The sequence below is a fragment of the Kastovskya adunca genome (assembly GCF_059505785.1).
This window is the reverse complement of the sequence record NZ_JCACLG010000002.1, coordinates 60320-82041: the sequence shown is the minus strand read 5'-3', so window position 1 is coordinate 82041 and position 21722 is coordinate 60320. Positions and strand designations below refer to the sequence as shown.

General features: G+C 44.6%; 17 protein-coding genes. 9 read left to right on the top strand and 8 right to left on the bottom strand.

Annotated features, from left to right (window positions below):
* Positions 1-10: 10 nt before the first annotated feature.
* The 5 genes from AC5JR3_RS00915 (at position 11) to AC5JR3_RS00895 (ending at position 4735) form a co-directional block, all read left to right on the top strand.
* Positions 11-1192 (top strand): low temperature requirement protein A, encoded by a 1182-nt coding sequence (locus tag AC5JR3_RS00915; protein ID WP_495842109.1) that lies wholly within the window; start codon positions 11-13, stop codon positions 1190-1192.
* Positions 1193-1249: 57 nt separating this feature from the next.
* Positions 1250-2659: a sensor histidine kinase gene (locus AC5JR3_RS00910; protein WP_495842107.1), complete on the top strand. Its 1410-nt coding sequence runs from the start codon at positions 1250-1252 to the stop codon at positions 2657-2659.
* A 76-nt stretch (positions 2660-2735) separates the two neighbouring features.
* Complete coding sequence (locus tag AC5JR3_RS00905) at positions 2736-3128, top strand: VOC family protein (RefSeq protein WP_495842105.1); 393 nt, start codon at positions 2736-2738, stop codon at positions 3126-3128.
* Positions 3129-3435: 307 nt separating this feature from the next.
* Complete coding sequence (locus AC5JR3_RS00900) at positions 3436-3831, top strand: VOC family protein (RefSeq protein ID WP_495842103.1); 396 nt, start codon at positions 3436-3438, stop codon at positions 3829-3831.
* A gap of 31 nt (positions 3832-3862) precedes the next feature.
* Positions 3863-4735, top strand: a complete 873-nt coding sequence (locus tag AC5JR3_RS00895) for an MBL fold metallo-hydrolase (protein ID WP_495842101.1) — start codon at positions 3863-3865, stop codon at positions 4733-4735.
* A gap of 11 nt (positions 4736-4746) precedes the next feature.
* Here AC5JR3_RS00895 and AC5JR3_RS00890 read toward each other — a convergent pair whose 3' ends face one another.
* Both AC5JR3_RS00890 and AC5JR3_RS00885 read right to left on the bottom strand, forming a co-directional pair.
* On the bottom strand, positions 4747-5289 hold the full coding sequence (locus AC5JR3_RS00890; RefSeq protein ID WP_495842099.1) for a hypothetical protein: 543 nt from the start codon (positions 5287-5289) through the stop codon (positions 4747-4749).
* An 80-nt stretch (positions 5290-5369) separates the two neighbouring features.
* The gene (locus AC5JR3_RS00885; RefSeq protein ID WP_495842097.1) at positions 5370-6248 is read right to left on the bottom strand and encodes an ABC transporter permease; all 879 of its coding nucleotides are present in this window, start codon (positions 6246-6248) and stop codon (positions 5370-5372) included.
* A 251-nt stretch (positions 6249-6499) separates the two neighbouring features.
* Between AC5JR3_RS00885 and AC5JR3_RS00880 the strand changes: the two genes are divergently transcribed.
* Positions 6500-8080, top strand: coding sequence for a hypothetical protein (locus AC5JR3_RS00880; RefSeq protein WP_495842095.1), 1581 nt, complete (start codon positions 6500-6502; stop codon positions 8078-8080).
* A gap of 103 nt (positions 8081-8183) precedes the next feature.
* Here AC5JR3_RS00880 and trxB read toward each other — a convergent pair whose 3' ends face one another.
* On the bottom strand, positions 8184-9584 hold the full coding sequence (gene trxB, locus AC5JR3_RS00875) for a thioredoxin-disulfide reductase (protein WP_495842093.1): 1401 nt from the start codon (positions 9582-9584) through the stop codon (positions 8184-8186).
* 250 nt (positions 9585-9834) lie between these two features.
* Here trxB and AC5JR3_RS00870 point away from each other — a divergent pair, with 250 nt between their 5' ends.
* The 3 genes from AC5JR3_RS00870 to AC5JR3_RS00860 all read left to right on the top strand — a co-directional run bounded on the left by AC5JR3_RS00870 (position 9835) and on the right by AC5JR3_RS00860 (position 14158).
* Complete coding sequence (locus AC5JR3_RS00870; RefSeq protein WP_495842091.1) at positions 9835-11160, top strand: class I SAM-dependent methyltransferase; 1326 nt, start codon at positions 9835-9837, stop codon at positions 11158-11160.
* A gap of 119 nt (positions 11161-11279) precedes the next feature.
* Positions 11280-11819: a type IV pilin-like G/H family protein gene (locus tag AC5JR3_RS00865; protein ID WP_495842089.1), complete on the top strand. Its 540-nt coding sequence runs from the start codon at positions 11280-11282 to the stop codon at positions 11817-11819.
* A gap of 110 nt (positions 11820-11929) precedes the next feature.
* Positions 11930-14158: an O-linked N-acetylglucosamine transferase, SPINDLY family protein gene (locus AC5JR3_RS00860; RefSeq protein ID WP_495842087.1), complete on the top strand. Its 2229-nt coding sequence runs from the start codon at positions 11930-11932 to the stop codon at positions 14156-14158.
* On the opposite strand, the gene AC5JR3_RS00855 is transcribed toward AC5JR3_RS00860, so the two are convergent.
* The 5 genes from AC5JR3_RS00855 to AC5JR3_RS00835 form a co-directional block, all read right to left on the bottom strand.
* Complete coding sequence (locus AC5JR3_RS00855; RefSeq protein ID WP_495842159.1) at positions 14151-15770, bottom strand: O-linked N-acetylglucosamine transferase, SPINDLY family protein; 1620 nt, start codon at positions 15768-15770, stop codon at positions 14151-14153. The two genes, AC5JR3_RS00860 and AC5JR3_RS00855, sit on opposite strands and share 8 nt — an antisense overlap.
* Before the next feature lie 56 nt (positions 15771-15826).
* A complete protein-coding gene (locus AC5JR3_RS00850) occupies positions 15827-18136 on the bottom strand; it encodes a glycosyltransferase (RefSeq protein ID WP_495842086.1) in 2310 nt (769 codons plus the stop codon).
* Positions 18137-18166: 30 nt separating this feature from the next.
* A complete protein-coding gene (locus AC5JR3_RS00845; RefSeq protein WP_495842084.1) occupies positions 18167-19492 on the bottom strand; it encodes a glycosyltransferase family 4 protein in 1326 nt (441 codons plus the stop codon).
* Positions 19493-19771: 279 nt separating this feature from the next.
* Positions 19772-20158, bottom strand: coding sequence for a tetratricopeptide repeat protein (locus AC5JR3_RS00840; RefSeq protein ID WP_495842082.1), 387 nt, complete (start codon positions 20156-20158; stop codon positions 19772-19774).
* Positions 20159-20304: 146 nt separating this feature from the next.
* The gene (locus AC5JR3_RS00835; RefSeq protein WP_495842080.1) at positions 20305-21618 is read right to left on the bottom strand and encodes a recombinase family protein; all 1314 of its coding nucleotides are present in this window, start codon (positions 21616-21618) and stop codon (positions 20305-20307) included.
* Positions 21619-21722: the final 104 nt, after the last annotated feature.

The window sequence follows — 21722 nt, the reverse complement described above, 5'->3', positions numbered from 1 at the left end:
GGCTTAAAAAGTGACCTGGTTACAACCCCCCCGACTGCGAATTGGGGAAGAGAGCGAACAAGAACCGCGCCACGCAACTTGGCTGGAACTGTTTTATGACTTGGTGTTTGTTGTAGCGGTGTCTCAGCTTGCCCACAACCTCAGCCACGATGTGACGCTATCAGGATTTTTGGGCTTTGTCGCTCTTTTTCTGCCCATTTGGTGGGCATGGATTGGCACCACCTTATACGCCAATCGCTTTGATAGCGATGACATCGGACATCGGCTGCTGATGGGGATGCAGGTACTTGCCATTGCTGCCCTAGCCGTCAACGTCCACAACGGCTTAGGCGAAAGTTCTGCTGGCTTTGCTCTTTCCTATGCGGCTGGGAGAGTGTTGCTGGTGGTTGAATACCTGCGTGCAGCAAAGCATATTCCCGTAGCGCGTGGGTTGGCAACATTCTATGCCAAAGGTTTTGCGATCGCGGCAACTCTCTGGTTCATATCAGCCTTTGTCCCCCTACCGTGGCGATTCATTTTCTGGGCATTGGGGCTAATTGTAGATTTTGCCACACCACTTGCGGCTAGGCGATTGCAGATAGGACTCCTGCCCCACCTAGAACACTTACCGGAACGCTTTGGGCTGTTTACGATCATCGTCTTGGGCGAGGCGATTATCGCTGTGGTTGATGGTATTTCCGAAATGCAATGGCAACCCTTGTCAGCTCTTGCCGCCATCCTTGGCTTTAGCATCGCCTTTAGCTTGTGGTGGATTTACTTTGAAAATGTTGGTAGTTCCGCCCTGCGACAGGCAGGGGCAACGGGTCGCCTGTGGGTCTATCAAGTCTGGCTTTACGGGCATCTCCCCTTGGTGATTGGGCTTGCCGCTACGGGAGTGGGAGTAGAACACGTTATCGCTAGCGAGCCTGGTGTGGCGCTTCCCACAGCGGAGCGCTGGCTGCTGTGTGGCTCAGTGGCTCTATGTTTGGTGGCTCTATCCCTACTCCACCGCACCGGGGTGATTCTGCGCTGCAAAGTCCGTTCTAAGTATCGCCTGGGTTCTGCGGCTATTTTGTTGGCGATCGCGATCGCTGGCAAGGGGTTGTTGCCCATTACAGTCATCGCCATTGTCGCTGTCATTTCTGCAACTCAAGTCATTCAAGACTTGTATCAAGGTCGTCCTTCCTCGTCACTGGAGAAGCAAAGGATTTAAAAAAAACCAGATCCCTACAGGAGCTTTTTAAATGCCCATATCACTTGAGGTGTTGTAATGCTACACGATCCGAAGCAGGTGACACTGTTTCCCAAATTGCCCGACGAGGTGTTGCAGGAGATGAAGCACTATGGCACCGAGATCCAGCTAGAGGCAGGTGACGTGCTATTTTCCGAAGGGGATAAGGAGTACAACTTTCACGTTGTCCTAGAGGGCGAAATTCAGATTACCAAGTTTGTCGGTGGCGAGAAGAGACTGCTAACTATTCATCACCGAGGCGAGTTCATGGGCGAGCTTTCGCTGCTCACCGGAGCTGGTACAATTGCCAGCGCTCACGCGGCGATTGCGAGTCGCGTGCTGCGGATTGAGAGGGATGCTTTTAAGCGCATCATTGCTGAATGTTCCCCGCTAGCTGATGTCATCCTTTCAGCGATGGCAGGACGCACTAAAGACGTTGAGGCGCAGTTGCGACAACAGGAGAAGTTAGCGGCACTCGGTAAGCTGTCAGCGGGTTTGGCGCACGAGTTGAATAACCCCGCCGCCGCCGGACGACGAGCCGCAGGACAGTTGCGCGATCGCCTCCTCAACTCTCAAGCTCTAGCGTTGCGCCTCAACGCCGAGTGTCTCACAACCGAACAACTAGAAGTGCTGAACAAGATTCAGCATCAAGGGATCGTTTGCGCCACCACTTCCCCCCAACTCGATCCGCTGACGCGAAGCGATCGAGAAGACGCGATCGCAGATTGGTTGGAAATACACGACGTTAACGAAGGATGGAAATTTGCTCCCACCTTTGTCAATGCTGGACTAGATACCAAACAACTAGACACCCTTGCCGATTGCCTCGGTGCCGACTCCCTTTCGCCTGCACTGACGTGGCTAGAAGCAACACTGGCTTCCTCTGGACTGTTAGACGAAATTGAGCAAAGTACCGCCCGCATCTCCCAGTTGGTGAAAGCCGTTAAAGCTTACTCCTACATGGATCAAGCACCACTGCAAGACATCGATATCCATGAAGGAATCGAAAATACCCTCACCATCCTTGCTCATAAGCTCAAAAAAGGCGTCGTTGTCAATCGCCAGTATGATCAGAGCCTACCCCGCATTTGTGCTTATGGCAGCGAACTCAATCAAGTGTGGACGAATTTGATTGATAATGCGATTGATGCCACTGGTGGTAAGGGGAATATTTGGATACGCACCTGGCGGGAAAATAATTGCGTCTTGGTAGAAATTGCTGACAATGGGACGGGTATCCCAACCGAAATTCAGTCCCGCATCTTTGAGCCATTTTTCACCACTAAAGGGGTGGGTGAAGGTAGTGGATTAGGTTTAGATATTGCTTACCGCATTGTCGTCAAACGGCATCAGGGCGACATTCGTGTTGATTCCCAACCGGGTGATACTCGCTTTCGCGTTCATTTACCCATCAAGCAATCCTCGCCCCATAAGGAAGAGAAACCCTAAAAACTTCTCTCGGTATTACAAAAGACGCGATCGCCTCTTGCTCAAAAAAATCTATCTTTCTATCATCGATTGAACTATGGATATTCGCTCCGCAAATACAAGACTGTTTGTCTCTGATGTCGAAGCTTGCTTTCAGTTTTACCGAGATGTAATGGAACTCCCAGTCATGCTCGAAGCCCTCAAAAATGGCTACGCGGAGTTTCAATTCGGAGAGACGACACTCGAACTATATAACCGCGAAGAAATGGCACATATGATTGGAACCGCTCATCAGCCATCTTCCGCCGAATGCCAAGATAATGTAGGTTTGGTTGTTATCGTGTCTGACCTGGATAAGGCACATCAGGAACTCACCCACAAGGGGGTTAAGTTTACGATGGCTCCCTGGAATAATCCTTCCTACGGTCTCAAAACTGCTTATCTTCGCGACCCGGATGGAACGTTAATCGGGTTATTTCAGCTTATATAAAGCGATCGCACTCAGATATTTTTAGCTCACACATCCTAGGAGTAATATTTGGCTGTTCGCGCTAGCCAAAGAGCTTGTTGAAGATGATCATCCCATGATTTCCGCAGGTGTTTGGGCGATCGCCGTGCCGTAAATAGGCTTTTTAGCTAAGGCGATCGCCTTTTGAATAGAGACGTTAAATGCAACCTCTACAACGCATTACACATCTCTACAACTGCCCTATTTATCCTTCCTGGGCAAGTCATACTCATAATGAGTATGATTAAACTAAGAGATAATACGACCCTGAGGAAGGAAAGAGGGAAGATTGAAATTCAATCGCTTTGAACATCTCAATCTGTCTTGCCGGAATTTAGAGGCAACGAAAAGGTTTTACCAAAGTGTATTTCCCGATTGGTATGTTCGTGCTGAAGGTCACAACGGGGATAGTCGCTGGATGCATCTAGGCAGCAACCAGTTCTATCTGGCTCTTAATGATGCACCCGAATTGCAGCGCATCCATGAGATTTACGAAAACATCGGCATTAACCATGTAGGTTTTGCGATCGCTGACGGTGAGGAGATGAAAGCCTGGTTAGACAAGAACGGCATCGACTATTACACGATGACATCGCCGGAAACGAAGCACCGCATTTATGTCACTGACCCAGATGGTAACGAAGTTGAGTTGGTGGAATATCAAGAAGATTACCCCTTGAAGTAAGGCAAAACAACATAATATTTGGAGGTTAAAAATGGCTCATCTTAGTCAACGTCGCTCGGAAAATATTAGCGGTGATTTTTTCGTTGATAGTACTTGTATCGATTGCGATACCTGCCGTTGGATGACTCCGGAAGTGTTTTACCGAGAAAACGGACAGTCAGCGGTACATCATCAGCCTGCTAATGAAGAGGAACGTTTGCGATCGCTGCAAGCTCTTTTAGCTTGTCCTACGGCATCAATTGGGACGGTAGAAAAGCCGAAAGATATCAAAGATGCTCAACTGAGTTTTCCGATTCCGATTGCAGAGAATGTTTACCATTGCGGCTATCACGCGGAAAATTCCTTTGGCGCGGCTAGTTATTTGATTGTGCGACCGGAGGGGAATATTTTAGTGGATTCTCCCCGCTTTACACCGCCCTTGGTGAAGCGAATTGAGGAACTAGGAGGGGTGCGTTACCTTTATTTGACTCACAAAGATGATGTGGCAGATCATCAAAAGTATCACGACCACTTTGGGTGCGATCGCATTCTGCACGAAGATGAAATTACGGCAGGGACACGTAATGTTGAAATTCAACTCACTGGTACAGAACCTAATCAATTAGCTCCTGATTTGCTAATTATTCCTGTCCCCGGTCACACAAAAGGTCATACCGTTCTTCTGTACAACAACAAATTCCTCTTTACAGGCGACCATCTCGCTTGGTCAGATGAACTTAACCAACTCATTGCTTTTCGCCGTGTCTGTTGGTACTCTTGGCCAGAGTTGATTGAGTCTATGGGTCGGTTGGCGAACTACTCTTTTGAGTGGGTACTTCCTGGACACGGACGCCGCCACCACGCCGATACAGAGACAATGCAACAACAAATGCAGCAGTGCCTACAGTGGATGCGATCGCGTTAATCATTTAAACGTTAATCTACCACCCCAAATGACTCCCAGAACGCCTGAAATTCCTGCTCCGCCTTCTGGGAGTTAGCTGCTTTTGCGTCTAATACAGCTTGCGTAATCTCCCCATCTTCAAACTGCTTCTTCGCCAGTTCCCACTCCAGCTTTTTGAGTTGATAATCTTGCTTCCTCAGGGTTCCTTCCACCGAACCAACCCAGTTAGGAAAACCTAAATTTTGACTCTCCCAATCTGTATTTTCAATGCTGGCGATCGCTTGCTCTCCCAAAGCCGTTTTGCTCTTTTCCGTCAGGCTTTGAAAATTGCTCAAGGCTCCCTCAACCTGCTTGAGGTTGTTCAGGGAATTGTCTAAGGCAAACCTTTGGTCAAAGGTATACTCAGCCGGCTCATCAGGATGAACAGATTGCAACGTCAGGGTAGAGGGATTCCCCTCAGCTACAGGTGAATCTGGCGATCGCTGATTGGAATTCGCCCGCAGTATACCCGCCCCCATAAAGGGAATCAGCATCAACGCCCCAGTTGCTAAAAGTATTGATACCTTACGTTTCATGATTAGTCTCCAAGATAAAACTGACAGTTTGGGCTGTCTGCTACCTTCTTCAACTTTAGCTAAGAGTTTTCCGTGAATTTTTAACGACGCCAACGGGGATTAATAAACTCACTCAATCCCTCTCCTAACAGCGATAGCCCCACCACCATCGAAGTCATTGCCAAACCCGGAAATAATGCCGTCCACCAAATACCAGTTGGTAGGGCGTCAAGTGCCTGACGTAAGTCTTGTCCCCACTCCGGCGTTTGTTCCGGCAGTCCCAAACCTAAGAATCCCAAGCCGCCTAAGATTAAGATGGCATCCGCTGCATTGAGAGTAAACAGCACGGGTACGCTTTGAATCACGTTCAGGAACAAGTAGCGAGATAGCACGCGGCTGGTGGGAGCGCCCATCGCTTGTGCGGCTTCGATGAATAGCTCTGTTTTCACGCTAGTGGTGTGGTTGCGAACGACGCGGTAATACTGCGGGATATAGGAGATACTAAGAGCGATCGCCGCATTAAATATCCCTCGCCCCACCACAAACGCCAGCGTCACCGACAGCAACAACCCCGGTAAGGTGTAGATGGTATCCATCAAAAACAACAACACCCGATCCAATTTGCCGCCGATGTAGCCACTCACCAAACCTAACGGTACACCGATAATCAAACTCAGCGTCGTTGCCAGCACAACCACTTGCAGCGCCGCCTGAGAGGCAAACAGTGTACGAGAAAAGACATCGTACCCCTGGCGATTCGTACCAAACCAATGCCGCGCTCCTGGCGGCTCATGAATTGGGTTACTCAGAGACTCCAGCGGATTTTGCAGCCATCCCCACGCCTGAAAGGCAGGAGCAAAAACGGCAATCAAGACAAAAACAACAGTAATCGCCAGTCCCACCATCATCAACTGCATTGAGAGACTAGGACGCGCCGACAAGCGAAAAAAGCGGAGCGGAGTAAATTTGGTTGTGGTCATGGAGAAAGTGTTACCTAAAGGCTATGTCTATGTGGCTAAATAGTATGTCTATTTCATAAAATATTGTAAATTTACCATCAAATGGAAGTGCTAGTTTGAACGGAATTAATGCCTCCTGCCTAATTTCCCTATCAAGATACACGTCATCTAAGTTATAAACTGGATAGGTTGTCATATAACTTAGCTCAAAAAGATTTTCTTTCTAATGAATGTCTTTATCAGAGATATACCCAAGAGAATTTTTATAAGTCATGTATAAATCTGTTCAACTCTTTAAGGCTCCTTTTTTTCTAGCCGCAATAATTATATTTTTTTGTTGGCTTATACTATTAGCTAGTAGTGGGGCTTTTTTTGATGGTTATCACTTTGCTGATGACCACGAAATTGCTGCTATGTATCATGATTTAAATGCTAATGGATCAAGTCTAATTAATACAATTGTTCAATGGGTTAAGTATGATGACTTAGGTGGCAGATTCCGACCCATTTACTATATCCACAGAATTTTGCAAACAAAGCTGTTTGGCTTTAATTTGTTTATCTGGTCTTTATATAACTTTGCTTTGGCAGTTTTTTCTACGTTTTTATTTTTTATATTTGCTCAACTTCTACATTTTTCTTTTCATATCTCGCTTCTATTTGCCTTCCTAATTACCTTAGGTTCACAATCTGAAGTTTGGTGGCAATTGGGACCCGCCGAAACTCTAGGCACATTTTTGCTTTCAGTTAGCCTTGTCTTTTTAGTCCTCAGTGTAAAATCAAGCAATTCCAAATTCAACTGGGAAATTTTGTTCCTTGTTTTTACAGTTTTATTATCACTAACTAAAGAAAGCTTTATTCTCATTCTACCAGCACTCGCTTTTCTCAAGGTTTGGATTTTTCGGAAAGAGAATAATCTGCCTTGGAAGCAAGCTATTCAAAAAAATATTTTAATCACTACTTTTCTTTCAATTATTTTTACTTTAGAAATTATCTATATTAAATACTATGTTGGAACTGACTTTGGATACGCTGGCTATGAAGGATTTAATTATCTTAATTTCTCTCGAACTTTAGATAGTATAAATCAACAACTTTTTATATGGCTTATTCTGGTCGGCTTTATTTTAGTTTTTCTGGAAGCAAGGATAATTAAAAACCATACATATTTTTATATTATTCAAAACCTTTACGAAGTCATAATCTTATTTTCATTAATTTTATTTCCTCAAGTACTACTTTACTCTAAATCAGGAATATCTTATAGCTACAGATATCTAATTCCCGCTGTTTTTGGCTATGCTATGTTAATTTTATTTTTAGTTAACTTTATCAAACAGAATAAAATTATCCACCTATTATTTTCATTAATTATTACTATTAATCTTTGTAGCCAGTTTCACTTAGCTTGGCATAATTCTTATATATTCTCAAAGGCAGGAGAGACTACAACTGCCTTGCTAAATACAATAGAGGTAAACACTAAGCCTCTAAGTAAAATATTAATAGTTGCCGATCCCATTAATCATCAACAATGGGCGATTTCTATGAAAAGATATCTTGCTTTTATTGCCGACAGAAGCAATCTCTATTTAAGCCTTTACAAAAATGGAAGTACAACTTACGATTTTCTTGATCCTGAGACTGTAAAAAGCTTTTATAATTATCAAACTTTGAGCAAGATTAAAGATAAGAAAGAAATTGATTGTGTTGTTATTCCTATCGATCTAAATGAGAAATTTTTACAGGACTCAACAGATTGGTTGGTGATTGATAATTTTAATAGTTATACGTTTCGTGCTTTAACGACTCCCAATAGTTATTTTAAGTTTTCTATTTACTGCAAAAAATAACTTAAAATATTGAGAGGCTCTAAAAAATAAACTGGATGCAACTGAAGAGTTTTCCTTAGTTGCATCCATATAAAGTTAGTCAAGTATTTCTACTAAACCATTATTAGTTAGTGGCTGAAACCCCTGCTGGCAGATAGCTTTCAATTAGCTTTCGATACTCACTCTTTTGTTTGATCCCTTGAACATGCTGTACTAATTCTTTGTCTTTGAAGAACTGTACGGTAGGCGTCCCCGTCACCTGGGCGTTCTCGGCAATCTCTCGCTCTTTGTCAATGTCAATTTCAACAAAGTGAATTTTGCCATCAAACTCATCCACCACTTTGTTGAGAATTGGCTTGAGGGTGTGGCAAGGGCCGCAGTTGGGAGAAACATACTTCACCATTATCAGGCGATCGCTTTCATGAAATAGCTTCCGCAACGCGTAGCCGCCTTCATGACGCGTATGAGCAATATTGAATACTTCTTCTGGTGATGCAGTCGTCTTCTCTTCCGTTAGTTCCGCTTCCGGTGGCGTTTCTGAAGATGGTTGCTGCTGGTGATACTCAGTAATCAACTGATGAGTAGAAAGCCAACGTTCGGCTAACATTGCTGCCATACAACCTGTACCCGCCGCAGTAATGGCTTGACGGAACTCATGATCCTGCACATCCCCAGCCGCATAGACGCCTTCGGTGTTCGTTTCTACCGAACCTGGCTTCGTCACAATGTAACCGACATCATCTAGTTCTAGCTGTCCCTTAAACAAAGACGTATTCGGTTTGTGACCGATCGCGTAAAACAGCCCCTTAACATGCAGGTCGCTCTCCTCACCTGTCTGAGTATTGCGAACTCTCACACCAGTCATCCGACCATTCTCACCGAAAACATCGACTGGCTCAGTGTTCCAGTGCACTGTAATTTTCGGGTTATTCAGAACGCGGTCTTGCATGGCTTTACTTGCCCGCAGCTCATCCCGTCGGACTAAGAGGTTGATATGGTCGCCATACTTCGTCAGGTAAACCGCTTCCTCCGCTGCTGAGTCACCACCACCGACTACCGCCAATGGCGCACCGTGGAAAATCGGTGTCGCACCATCACAAATCGCACAAGCCGAAATACCGTGACTCCAAAACTCACCTTCGCAAGGCAGCCCCAAGCGTTTCGCCGTCGCCCCCGTAGCAATCACAAGGCTATGAGCTTTAACTTCCCGTTCGTCAGAGCGGACAGTAAAAGGACGCTGGCTCAAATCAACGTAGGTAACATCTTCTGTATAGCACTCCGTCCCCCAGCGCTCTGCCTGGGCTTTCATCCGATCCATCAACTGCGGGCCGGTTATCCCTTCCGGAAAACCAGGAAAGTTTTCCACCTCGGTAGTGGTCATCAACTGCCCTCCCGGTAGTCCCCCAGCCTGAAAGCCTTCAAACATTACAGGCTTCAAATTCGCCCGTGCTGCGTAGATAGCAGCAGTATATCCAGCCGGGCCAGAGCCGATAATGACTACATTTTCTACTTGTGGATTAGACATACTATAAATGAACTCATAACGACTACGCTTAAATTAGTATAGCGGTTTTTGAGCAGATAAGGTAGCCCGTGGGAAGTGTTAGTGTAATCTGGCAGAAAACCCGTCCCTTTACTCAGAGGTCAGCAGGTAATTTTCCTGGCGAGTTTAACTTCTGACAGCAAACGGGGAATCCTCAAGGTACAGTTTGCTGTCTGTCAGACCCTTCCCACCTTAAGCAACTTTAAGCACTTAACAGCAGTAGGTAATCGTTATGGACAAGAAAGACCCAGACTTACTAGAGAAAGTTCGTCAGCAATTTGATTCTGGCCCTTATCCTAGACAGGCGCTGGAAAAATCTCCTAAAGATAATGTTGACTTTCTCTATATTCATAGTCTGATAACACCCTACTACCTGAGAAACCAAAGATTTATAGAAACTGAAGGCAAAGTAATTTTAGATGCTGGATGTGGTAGCGGTTATAAAGCTTTAGCTTTGGCAGAAGCCAATCCAGGAGCCAAAATCGTTGGTATTGATTTCTCAGCAGAATCTGTCAAATTAGCCCAAAAACGTCTGCAATATCACAATATCCCCAATGCAGAATTCTACACGCTAGCGATCGAGGAACTTCCTAGCTTGGGAATGGAATTTGATTACATCAATTGTGATGATGTTCTCTATCTTTTGTCAGATGCGGCTGTGGGCTTGAAGGCAATGAAGTCAGTTTTGAAACCAGATGGAATTATTCGTGCCAATCTCCACAGTTACTTGCAACGGTTTCATTACTATCGAGCGCAGAAAGTTTTTAAGATGATGGGTTTAACCGATGAAAACCCTCAAGAAATGGAAATAGAACTGGTTCGGGACACGATGAAAGCCTTAAAGGACAATGTTTGGCTCAAGGCGCAAACCTGGAATGCTCGTTTTGAAGAAGAGGACGAGGCAGTTCTAGCCAATCATCTACTTCAGGGCGACAAAGGCTCAACTATCCCCGAAATGTTTTCTGCTCTTGAGGCGGCAGGGTTAGAATTCATCAGCATGGTCAACTGGCGGCAATGGCAACTAATGGATTTGTTCAAAGATCCAGAGGATTTACCTTTGTTCCTTGCAGTAAGTTTGCCAGAAACTTCTATAGAAGAGCGGCTGCATCTATGTGAATTGTTATATCCTACCCACCGACTGCTGGACTTTTGGTGCGGGCATCCTAATCAAGCTAAACCTTGGGAGCCTGTTGCTGAATGGACAAGTTCTGATTGGCAAAAAGCCAAGGTGCACCTGCATCCTCTACTGAAAACCGCAGCAGTGAAAGAAGAACTCGACCTCCGCATCACACAACTACACCCGTTTGAAATCAGCAAGCAATTGCCGATCGCTAAACAACAGCTCTCAATAGACAGCACCATTACAGCTTGTCTATTTCCTCCACTATTAGAGTCGGCGCAGTCGGTGCAGTCATTAGTGCAGCGCTGGCAAAAGTTGCGACCTGTAGATCCTCTAACTCTCGAACGAACAACTGAGGATGAAGCTTTGGCAATCCTCCTACAGACACTGACTGGACTGGAAAGTTTCGGTTATGTGCTTTTGGAGTGTCAATCCTGAGTTACTCAAGATGCCGCAAAAAAAACTTTGGGGTGGGTGATAGGAAAAAGAGGATTAGTGGGTAAGTTACATCTAGGCGTTATACACCAAGCATCCCAGACCACCAGGAGAGAATTTTTATGAAACTGGACTTTCAAGCCAAATTTCTACAACACCTGAACCAGAAGAGAAAATCAGACGAAGGTTTCACCCTGATTGAGTTGCTGGTTGTAATCATCATCATCGGTATTCTAGCTGCTATTGCCTTACCTTCATTGCTCGGTCAAGTCAACAAAGCCAAGCAGTCTGAAGCCAAAAATAATATCGGTGCTTTGAACCGCGCTCAACAGGCTTACCAGCTAGAGTACAGTCAGTTTGAGACTGCTCTCACCGCCTTAGGTGTTGGCATAAGAAGCCAAACCGAGAATTACAATTACGACATTTCAGGCGACAAAGCCATTTCAGTCGTCAACAGAGGAACGGCGCGTAAGGCAGCGCTTAAATCCTATGCAGGGTTAGTGGGTACTGTCACTGGAGATTCTGTAACTGGTGAGGTGTTGACGGTCGCAGCAGCTTGTGAGTCGCCAACTCCTACTCAAACCGCATACGGCCCTACTCCTAATGGAGCCACAATCGCTTCAGCCACTCCTTGCGATACCTGGAAAAATTTGGGCAAGTAAGGCAGTAGAGGTTAGTTAAATCTAGTTCAAGCCTTTGCAGGCTGAACTTTTATTAAGAGTGGGTAGTGTAGATATAGCACTACTCACTTTGCTTTATTTTGAGGCTTTTTATGAACTCTCAATCCTCAACTACGGTTTTAGAGCAACAGCAGCAAGCTAGAGAGTATCTGCTCCAAGGAGACTACAGCCAAGCAGCGGTACTCTACGAACAGGTACTCACGGCTGAACCGGATATCAAGTGCCACTACTGGCACTTGGGGTTAGTGTTGTTGTTGCAGGAGCAAGTGGAAGAAGCGCAGACAACTTGGTTGATGGGAATGCTAGAAGGCGAACCAGAGCAAGTCGAGTTGTGGAACTCGGAACTCGCCCAGGTTCTGGAAGAAGAGGCGCGTCGGCGAGAAGGGCTTTCTGAAGATTCCGTAGCTTGGGCAATCCGGCAGCAGATTCAGGAAATTTGCCCAAAGGATATCAATAATTCTCTACATTTAATTTCGCTGGCAATCAAGCTAGATAGTTGCACAGAAGAGCAGTTGAGCGAGGTAGCCCAAATCCTTCAGGGGGAAAGCTCGCAGGAGGTAGAAGTTGAGCTACTTATACAAGTATCACAAAGTGTTTTAAATTATGCAGCTCTATATCCATCAGCACTAGAGTTTTTGGAAGCTTGTTTAGCCTATATCCACGATGAGCCTCAGGTTGTAGCCTTGCTGAATATCTTGATGCCTGCTGCGATTGAGGTCGGTTATTTCAAAAGGCAGCCGCAAATAGCAGCTCAGTTTCTGGAATTAGGATTGCGCTTGCGTGAAAATAGCCCAGATTTTTTGAACCATTTAGCTTGTTTTTATCAAAATTCCGATCAATATGACAAAGGTATAGAAACAGCTAAATTATTCTATTCCACTGTAGAAGAGTTGCCAGACAAAATTTACGCTAGCAAAACGCTACTCCGGGGCTATATGACTGCGGGTGGATTTTGGGAAGAAGCTTGTTCAGCTTTTCAGCAACAGCAATCAATGTTGGAATTGCTGCTTGCAGAACAACCGCTGAACCTCTCTCTCTACAGGGTGACACGTTTATTAAATTCCTTCTTTTTTGCGCCCTATTTTCGGGATCAGCCCCGGAGTAATCGACAAATACAAAATCAAGTTGCTCAACTTTGCCAAACGAATACTGAGCTCCAGGTGCAGGCTCTAGTAGAACGATATCGTCAGGGACATAAAGCTCGTAAATCCCTTCAAAACAGGAAAAAAGTATTAAAAATTGGTTACTTGTCTCATTGTCTAAAATCTCATTCTGTAGGCTGGCTGGCGCGATGGCTATTCCAATATCACGATCACGATAAGTTTCAAATTTATGCCTATATGTTTACCAGCTCAAATAGCTATGACTCTTTGCAGGAGTGGTACATGGAGCAGGTTCATACCGCCTACCTGTCAACAGATGTCAATACTTTAGCTGAACAAATCTATCAGGATGAAATCGATATTCTGATTGATTTGGACAGCATCACTCTCGACGGTACCTGTGAGGTACTGAAGCTAAAACCTGCACCAATCCAGGCAACTTGGCTGGGCTGGGATGCTTCAGGACTACCGACTATCGATTACTTTATTGCAGATCCTTTTGTTTTACCGGAGTATGCTCAGGAGTATTACAGTGAAAAGATTTGGCGATTGCCTCAAACCTTCATCGCTGTAGATGGTTTTGAGGTAGGTATACCTACTTTGCGGCGCGATCAGTTGAACATTGAGAGTGACGCCGTGGTATATCTCAGTGCCCAGAAAGGCTACAAGCGCCATATAGATACAGTGCGACTGCAAATGAGAATTATTAAGGAAGTACCGAACAGCTACTTCTTGATCAAAGGTTCATCAGATACAAAAGCGATTGAAGACTCTTTTACTAGGATTGCAGAAGAAGAGGGTGTAGATAGCAGCCGCCTCAGATTTTTGCCATCGACTCCCTCTGAGGCAATTCATCGGGCAAATTTAGGTATTGCTGATGTGGTGTTAGATACCTACCCCTACAACGGCGCAACTACAACTCTCGAAACTCTCTGGATGGGGGTTCCTTTGGTAACGCGAGTGGGTGAGCAATTTTCTGCTCGAAACAGCTACACCATGATGCTTAATGCAGGCATCCAAGAAGGCATTGCTTGGAGTGATGAAGAATATGTGGAGTGGGGCGTTCGCTTGGGCAAGGAGGCTGCGTTGCGGCAACAAATTTCCTGGAAACTGCGACAATCGCGGCAAACCGCCCCTTTGTGGAATGGCAAGCAGTTTACCCGCGAGATGGAAAATGCTTATGAGCAGATGTGGCAGCGATATATTGATGCTAGTTAGTCGGTGTTAGCCTTTCCCGAACAACCTGTTTGTAGAAGGCTTCAAGACCTGCGATACAGGCTTTGTCGTCAAAGAGATGATCTTGGCTGGCATTAATGCGTTCTGTAATATTACCTCGCCAAGCTGGGTCTAATCCCAACTTGACTGCAATCTCAATATAGTCCGCTTCATCTTGAGCAATTGTATCCGTCACGCCTAGCAGTTTCAGGAAGCTGTCAGAGTGGCGACCCCGCATGAACTCCCCTGGGCAAGTGACAATGGGAAGGTTGCACGCGATCGCTTCTAAGCTAGTATTCCCACCCGACCAACTCAGGGTGTCGAGGTATACATCAGAAAGCAAGTTAATCATTAGATAGTCAAGCCGCTCTGGAATGGTGAGAAACGCGCAGTAGTCCTCGCTCTTGAGACCAACTTGAGCAAAAGCACGGCTTAGGCGAGGCTGCAGTAAAGTGCCACGCAAAAATATAAACTGTGCTTGGGGAACACGGCGAGCGATCTCAGCAAAGATGTAATCGTATTGCGGCAGGTACTTGAATGGCGCTTGGCAACATAAATACAGGACTGCATCATCACTGAGCTGGAAATCTGAGCGAGTTTTTAGGCGTGGGGGGATATAGGGTTTAGGATAGGAAACGCCAATGTTGGGTAAGCGAATTAGCTCCTCTGAGTAGTGCTCTTGGGCATTTTCCGGTTCCATTAACTCGCTGGACAAAAAGTAATCGATTGTCGGCAAACCCGATGTAACTGGATGTCCCCAAGCTGTACACTGCACGGGTGCAAGCCGCAGGCTAGCAAGTTGTAGAGTTTGTGCATCCATGCCAATCTCTGGAAAGACAAGAATATGCAGTTGATCGGCAAGGATTTGTTGGCAAACAGCTTCTAAGTTATGAGGAATGTGGTGAAATACATCACTGTATTCCTGAAATTGTTGCGTGATGGGGTCGGGAGTATTTCCGGTATAGTAACAGTAAATTTCAAAATTTTGGCGATCGCAGTATTGGAGCCAACCCGTTAACCAAAGTGTTCCACTATAAGAGTGCAGATAGGCTGAAACATAGCCAATACGGATCTTATTATTCTCCTTAAGTGAAGGCATTGATAACGGGGTAACCCATTGAGGGTAATTAGCCGCCATAATCTTATGCTCTAAGTTTGCATACTGACGTTGCAACTCTACGTCGTTGTGGGCTTGGTAGGGCAGGTAAAAATTTGTGAGGCGACTGATACCTGCTAGTTTATGCTTTTTCTCTTCAGGCGTTTCCAGGGATGTTTGCTGAATTAAATCTTTTAAACCTTTGATAAATTGCTGACGGTAAAAGCTAATTTCAGCTTGAGTATCGTAGACAATCGGTAAGAGTAAGTGTTTGAAAAGCGTAAAGGTGTAATTGTCAGGTTGTAAACTTGATGCTACCTCTGCACAGGCGATCGCTTCTTGAGTCTGCCCACTCCTTTGCAAAGCGACAATTAATGAGAAATGAAAACTACTCTCGGTGGGATGAACTCTAGCCGCTTCTCGCAGGGTATGCAAAACTTGATCGGGCAGACCCAGTTGTTGAAAACACTCGATCAAGCGTCCATACAGCTCAACATCTCCAGTTTGAGTTTCGAGGATATGTTGATATTGCGCGATCGCCTCTTGCCATCTCCCCTCTTGGAAGAACTTATCACTTAGGTAAAAAAAAACTGCTCAGGTTGCTGGCTAAATTTATCTAGCTCGTAGGTAGGAAGATTGTCTACATGCGCTTGGGCGATCGCTTCTTGATTTTCCTGCTCTAAACTAATTCGTCCGTGAAGGTGAGGCAAAAGTGCATCCCACTGAATCTCACCGAGTGTTCCCACCAAGGAAATTTCTACTCCCTCGCTAACATCTAAATCTTCCTGCATCAAAAGATTCATTGCTGCGCCAGACAAAAGCAGGTTTGCATCTTCGTCGGAGATGCCACTGGTATCTACTAGCAGAGTGATGTTATTTTTATTGGGATGAGTGGCGATCGCTCTAATTATTTGCTCTAACTCTGTACCTAAAAGCTCTTCTGACTGAGACCAATCGGGGAAAATAACTAAATTAATGTCCTTTAGATTTAAAGACAGAAGCGTTGCATCAACTAATACTGAACTAACTGTATTCGCCATTTTTGACCAAGAAAACTTCTTCGCTTGTTCTAAACCAGCAGCAATTAATGAGTGGCGAACAGCAGGCTTTTGCACTTCACAAAGGGCATTAACCATTCCATCAATATCATCGTCATTTACGTATAAAGCGGCTTCTCCTGCCACTTCAGGAATCGAGGCATTGGGACAAGTTATGACAGGGCTACCACAAGCCATTGCCTCAAGCACAGGTAGTCCAAAACCTTCATACTTCGACGGATAAACCAATGCCACAGCACCGGAATAAGCTGCTCTCAACTCTTCATCGCTGAGTTGTAGCATATAGACAACACTACCTGATGTATAGGCTCTCCACTCATCGGCTACTAAACCACTACTACCTGTACAAACGAGATCAAAACCATGACTACTATGAAGTTGGGCAAAAGCCTGTAAAAACAAAATAGTATTTTTATAGCCACCCATACCAACAACCATAAAGTATGGTTTTGAAATACCGTACTTGTTTTTAAAGGTATTAACCTCTGCAACATTTGTTGGAGAGAAAGTACTTTTAACTCCACAAGGGGCTACTGTTATGGACTCTGGGGATATGTCCGGAAAACACTTTATCAGGTCACGCGCTGTATTTTCTGAAATTGCCATGTAGGCAGAAGCTTGTGCAATAGCATGATGCTTCTCTCGCCACATAGGATTATTTAAATCCCATCCCAGGAGTTCTGGGATCATGTCATACGCCATGAAAACAGAAGGCGTTGTAATGGGAGTTGTGTAGTAAGTGGAGATAAATATGTCTGCGCCTTCTTCATCACAGACTTGCTGCAACATTTCACTGTCAGCATCCGTACTGTTGTAGTCATAGGATGCTACAGTCCGATAGCGGATACCAGGGATTTTTGGCACAGTTCCAGCTCGATCAAGTACAACAGTATGTTGTGCAAAACCATTTGCAGCCCACTCTTCTAACAATGTTCGCCATAGGCGAGCAATACCAGTTTGATATAGTTGAAAAAATACTCCGTCTATAACAACTAAGGTCTTTTTTGTTTTAAACGTTGAATATGTGTTTACAGTAGTTTTTTGGTCAATCTTTGGATCTTGATAAACCAAAGAACTAGAGTTATTACCTAAAACTAAAGAAAATTTGTCAGTAACTTTAGTAAGCTCTATGATAGCAATTGCGTTAGCATGTGGCCAGGGCCAATTATATTCAATATCAACTAGTTGATCGGATTCTGTTTCTTCTAACCAAACTTGATATGGACGGCACTCGCCGGCGCTCTCCAAAACTAACTTTTTCATATACTGTATAGATACTGCTTCCGGCGGAACTCTATACTTAGTTTCTAATAGTTTTAGATATTCCTGATCAAACTGAATGTACCATTCCCCATCAATAAGCTTTCCAAAAGGAACTGTGATAAAAGCTTTTCCATTCTTAAACAACAATTGATAAATTTTAGTAATTGCTTTTAAAGGTGCTTCCAAATCACGAACTATAACCTGCTCCCCATAAGCATCTGAAGGAGCAACTCCTTGTCCTATATGTTCTACAGTAGAGATTGAAACGATAGCATCATACTTCTCATCTGAGGGAAGAGCCATTAAATCTACATTATCTACACCTAAATCAACTTCAAATTTATCTACTATGCGCCTTGGTCTAATCCCTAGATACTCACTTAGAGAATTTTCATAGTAACTAAGCACATTACCTACTTCAAGTATTCTATCCTTCTTAGTCAGATTCGCGAGAAAATCAAAAGCTATTGGAATCTCTACATCTCTCTCACTCCAATTGTTAAACTTAATTTTATTGTAGTAGAGAAATTTATTTTTAAAAGAAAACCTTTCTTTTTCTTTCATACCTTTTTTAGTCAACTATATCTAACATGACTATTTGGACAAAACAGTTTTATAAGCAGCAATTGTCTCACGAGTACACTTTTCCCAGCTAAAGTTCTGGGCTTGTTCTAGCGATTTCATTGACATAGTCTCTCGTAAAGATGGACTGTTGTAAATTTTTAACATACTTTGACACAATTCATCACTATCTGTAGGATCAACCATAATTCCTGCATCCCCAACTACTTCAGGAAGAGAGGATGTATTTGAGGTAATCACTGGGACACCACACTGCATTGCTTCTAAAGGTGGAAGACCAAATCCTTCATAAAAAGACGGATATACGAATGCCAGGGCATTACTATAAATTGCAGCTAAGTCCTCATCCGCTACACGTCCTGTAAGGATTATTCGGTTCTTCAGGAAGTTTTGTTTAGAAATTTCTTCCAAAATTTTGTCGTAGTCCCAACCTTTGCTGCCGACTAATACAAGGTATAGATCTTGTATATTTTGTTCTTGAACTAACCTAGCAAAGCATTGAATGACACGATCGATGTTCTTTCTAGGTTCTAATGTACTTAAACTCAAAATGTATGGCTCATTAGGAATACCATATTTATTGCGAACAAAGTCAAGCTTTTCAGAAAGTCTACATTGATAGAAAGTTTTTGATGCCGCTGCCAAGGGAGTAACAAAAACTCTCTCAGGATCAATCGCTAAATAGTTACATAGATCATTTTTAGTCGCATAAGATATACAAATTATCCAATCTTTGCTGATGTCTAAACTTTTTAAGGAACGATAAATGATATGATTTTCTATATCCGTTGTTTCTTTTAAACCAAAAAATTGAGGATAAAGAATTGGAATAATATCACAGATAGTTGAAATTTTGCTGATCTTATTTACTTGCTCCATCTGCTGAGGAATTGGATAGTAGTTGAAGTGAATTATGTCAGCTTCATCTAAAAGACTTCCATACATTAACTGAGAATATTTGCTGATTGTAGTTTTAGTCTTGTCTAAAGATTGTTTTAACTCTGCAAGTAAAGACTTGTAATCTGATTGCTTATTAAGTGAGTCGCTAATTTTTGCGTAAATTTCAAGCATTGCATTTAGCTCACTTAATTTGCCAGAAAAATTTGTCATAAAGTTGGAGTGAGCTAAAGGAACTCCTCTAAACTGTGGATTTGAGTCTAAGTATTCTAAACAAGCCTTGATAATTTGGAAAGATGGACTACCACAAAAAGTTAAACTACACTCTTCGGAGGTTGCTAAACCGTAAGCAACATTTTCGACAACTCTAGCAACGCCCGTTCGAGCAAGAGGATTATGCTGACCTATCCCAAGAACTGATATATCATAAAGAACTTTCATAAACTCTTCCTAGAACAACAAACCGTTAAATTAATGAATAGGCAATGCTTGTATTGGTTGTTCTTACGTCAATCCAAGCTAATGGCGCGACAAGCTTAAAGTACTGGGTAGAAGTAATATCAAATAATCTTTAATTCTAAGATTTGAAGGTTCAGTCAACCTAACAAATTAAACGGGATGCACCACTACATCTATTTCATCATTTTAGGCGTGGCACGTCACTATTTTGAGCTAAGTGACAAAATCAGGTAAGTGTAGGTAGGTTGGTTACTCTTTCCCTCACTCCTTCTCGCTTACGCCTTCACTTCCCTCACCCACTTGCTGCTTCACTGCCGCTAACAGCGCTTTGTAACTTTCTTGCTCAGGATTCGTCTCAACGAGCTTCTCTAACGGTGCAACGGCACCTTGTAAGTCCCCAATCTCCAATCGCGCCTGTACTAGTCCCTGGAGCGCTGTTTGGTTCTCTGGCTCCCGCTGCAAGACTAGCTCGTATCCTTTTGCCTGATTTTCTAATTGCGCGATCTGTGGGTTTGCTGCTGTCTCAGTGGCGGTAGAGGTTGGCTGGGCGTTCCCGAAGAGTCCGACAAGCCCAAAGACTGTAGAGCCAAGGAAGGCAAAGGCTGAAAATAAGATCAGGATTTGCTGGAGCGGTTTTTTTTCAGACATCGGTTGGTGGGTGGCTGTGTAAGAAAGTAAACACGTTAGTTGACTCGCTACTCTTAACTTACCCAATCCTTGATCAGATGCGATCGCCCCTCAAAATTTTCTTAACGTTAACGAAGCGCGATCGCATTCTAAAAAAGGCTAGTCAATTAGAAAATAAACACAAGTCGCAACTGCCACTCTTTTCCCTGGCGAGTTAATTCGATTTGCTGGATGAACTCTCGAAAATAAAATCGACGCTCTGGTTCTGAGAGATCGAGCCAAAACTGAGGCAGAGAAATCGCTTGGGCAAGTTCTCGCAAATTCACAGGAGGGAGGGCGGCGAGTTGAGTTTGCAGTTGGGAAATTTCCGTGCGGAGTTTGTAGGTACGTAAGTCTGACGTTTCCGCATCCAGCACGCCAGTGGCTGTCAGCTCGGGTAGCTGGTTAATAATGTCTTGCTTGCTACTAATTTGGACGGTGAGCGATCGCTTAATTCCATCAATTCCTGGTAGATTCATCTCTGCCACCGCACGGGGTAAATCGATCGTAATGCGCTCAATTGTCTGTTCCAGGATGGACTCGTAAGGTAGGGCGCGGCATTTAGGACGTTTCGGGCAGTTGAGGGGGCGCAGGTAGAGATATTCGGTATCTGTGCGAGGTCTGGTGACGCGGGTAACGCCCATCGGAGACTGGCACTCGCCACAAATGACCAAACCCGCTAGAGAACGCGGGGCGCTGGCGGTACGAGGTGGCATACTGCGGTTTCGCCGCAGCAGTCGGTCAATTTGTGCCGCTTCTTCCTTGGACATCAGCGGGACATGGGTATCGGAGATGACTTGATTGTTTTGATAGGCAAGATTACCCCGATACACGGGATTCGTCAGCCAGCGGCGTCCGGTTGAGACGGAAATTTTTTTGCTGTATTTTTTCTCCAAATACCGCACCGCGCCCCGTAAAGAGCCATAGAGGATGAATTGTTCAAAGAAATCTTTAACGACAGGGGCGGTACTACGATCGAGAAGGTAACGGTCTTTCCCTCGTCGGTAGCCGTAGGGGGCTTTTCCTGGCGGTGGCAGGGCTTTGAGGCGATTGCGAGCATGTCCCTGGCGGATGCGGCGGCTGCTAGCTTCTTGCTGCATCTCTTTGAGCAGCTTGAGCAAACCCACCTGAGTATTGGTATGGGTGAGGGCTGCCGTTAGGGGTGACGAACTGTAGGATTGTTCGGTGGCAACGATTTGGACACCCAGGGCTTCAATTTGTACGAGGCGATCGCTTACGTCCTCCACAGAGTCACCCAGTTCTTCCAAACGTCGAATTAACAGATACTCCGCCGCTACAGTTTGGCAATCCTCAATCAACTGCTGTAGCTGCTGACGCCCGCCCATATCTTGATACACCTGCTCTACTTCCCAACCCCAAATTGACGGCTCGGATGGCGGCTCTAAGAGGGGATCGCTGTAGAGGTAGGCAATGATTTTCATCGCAGAACCCAGCTACTCAGACGATTCAAAATATATAAGCCATGCTCACGATTGAGAAACCAAAACACATCAGACAGCCCATATTTCAGCCTGTCTGGGAGAGT

What these genes read in the sequence shown, in the direction of transcription:
- AC5JR3_RS00895 (WP_495842101.1), top strand. Translation starts at nt 3,863, where the DNA reads ATGGCTCATCTTAGTCAACGTCGCTCGGAAAATATTAGCGGTGATTTT.
- AC5JR3_RS00865 (WP_495842089.1), top strand. Translation starts at nt 11,280, where the DNA reads ATGAAACTGGACTTTCAAGCCAAATTTCTACAACACCTGAACCAGAAG.
- AC5JR3_RS00840 (WP_495842082.1), bottom strand. Translation starts at nt 20,158, where the DNA reads ATGTCTGAAAAAAAACCGCTCCAGCAAATCCTGATCTTATTTTCAGCC.
- AC5JR3_RS00835 (WP_495842080.1), bottom strand. Translation starts at nt 21,618, where the DNA reads ATGAAAATCATTGCCTACCTCTACAGCGATCCCCTCTTAGAGCCGCCA.
- AC5JR3_RS00885 (WP_495842097.1), bottom strand. Translation starts at nt 6,248, where the DNA reads ATGACCACAACCAAATTTACTCCGCTCCGCTTTTTTCGCTTGTCGGCG.
- AC5JR3_RS00905 (WP_495842105.1), top strand. Translation starts at nt 2,736, where the DNA reads ATGGATATTCGCTCCGCAAATACAAGACTGTTTGTCTCTGATGTCGAA.
- AC5JR3_RS00845 (WP_495842084.1), bottom strand. Translation starts at nt 19,492, where the DNA reads ATGAAAGTTCTTTATGATATATCAGTTCTTGGGATAGGTCAGCATAAT.
- AC5JR3_RS00870 (WP_495842091.1), top strand. Translation starts at nt 9,835, where the DNA reads ATGGACAAGAAAGACCCAGACTTACTAGAGAAAGTTCGTCAGCAATTT.
- AC5JR3_RS00880 (WP_495842095.1), top strand. Translation starts at nt 6,500, where the DNA reads ATGTATAAATCTGTTCAACTCTTTAAGGCTCCTTTTTTTCTAGCCGCA.
- AC5JR3_RS00860 (WP_495842087.1), top strand. Translation starts at nt 11,930, where the DNA reads ATGAACTCTCAATCCTCAACTACGGTTTTAGAGCAACAGCAGCAAGCT.
- AC5JR3_RS00890 (WP_495842099.1), bottom strand. Translation starts at nt 5,289, where the DNA reads ATGAAACGTAAGGTATCAATACTTTTAGCAACTGGGGCGTTGATGCTG.
- AC5JR3_RS00850 (WP_495842086.1), bottom strand. Translation starts at nt 18,136, where the DNA reads ATGAAAGAAAAAGAAAGGTTTTCTTTTAAAAATAAATTTCTCTACTAC.
- AC5JR3_RS00910 (WP_495842107.1), top strand. Translation starts at nt 1,250, where the DNA reads ATGCTACACGATCCGAAGCAGGTGACACTGTTTCCCAAATTGCCCGAC.
- trxB (WP_495842093.1), bottom strand. Translation starts at nt 9,584, where the DNA reads ATGTCTAATCCACAAGTAGAAAATGTAGTCATTATCGGCTCTGGCCCG.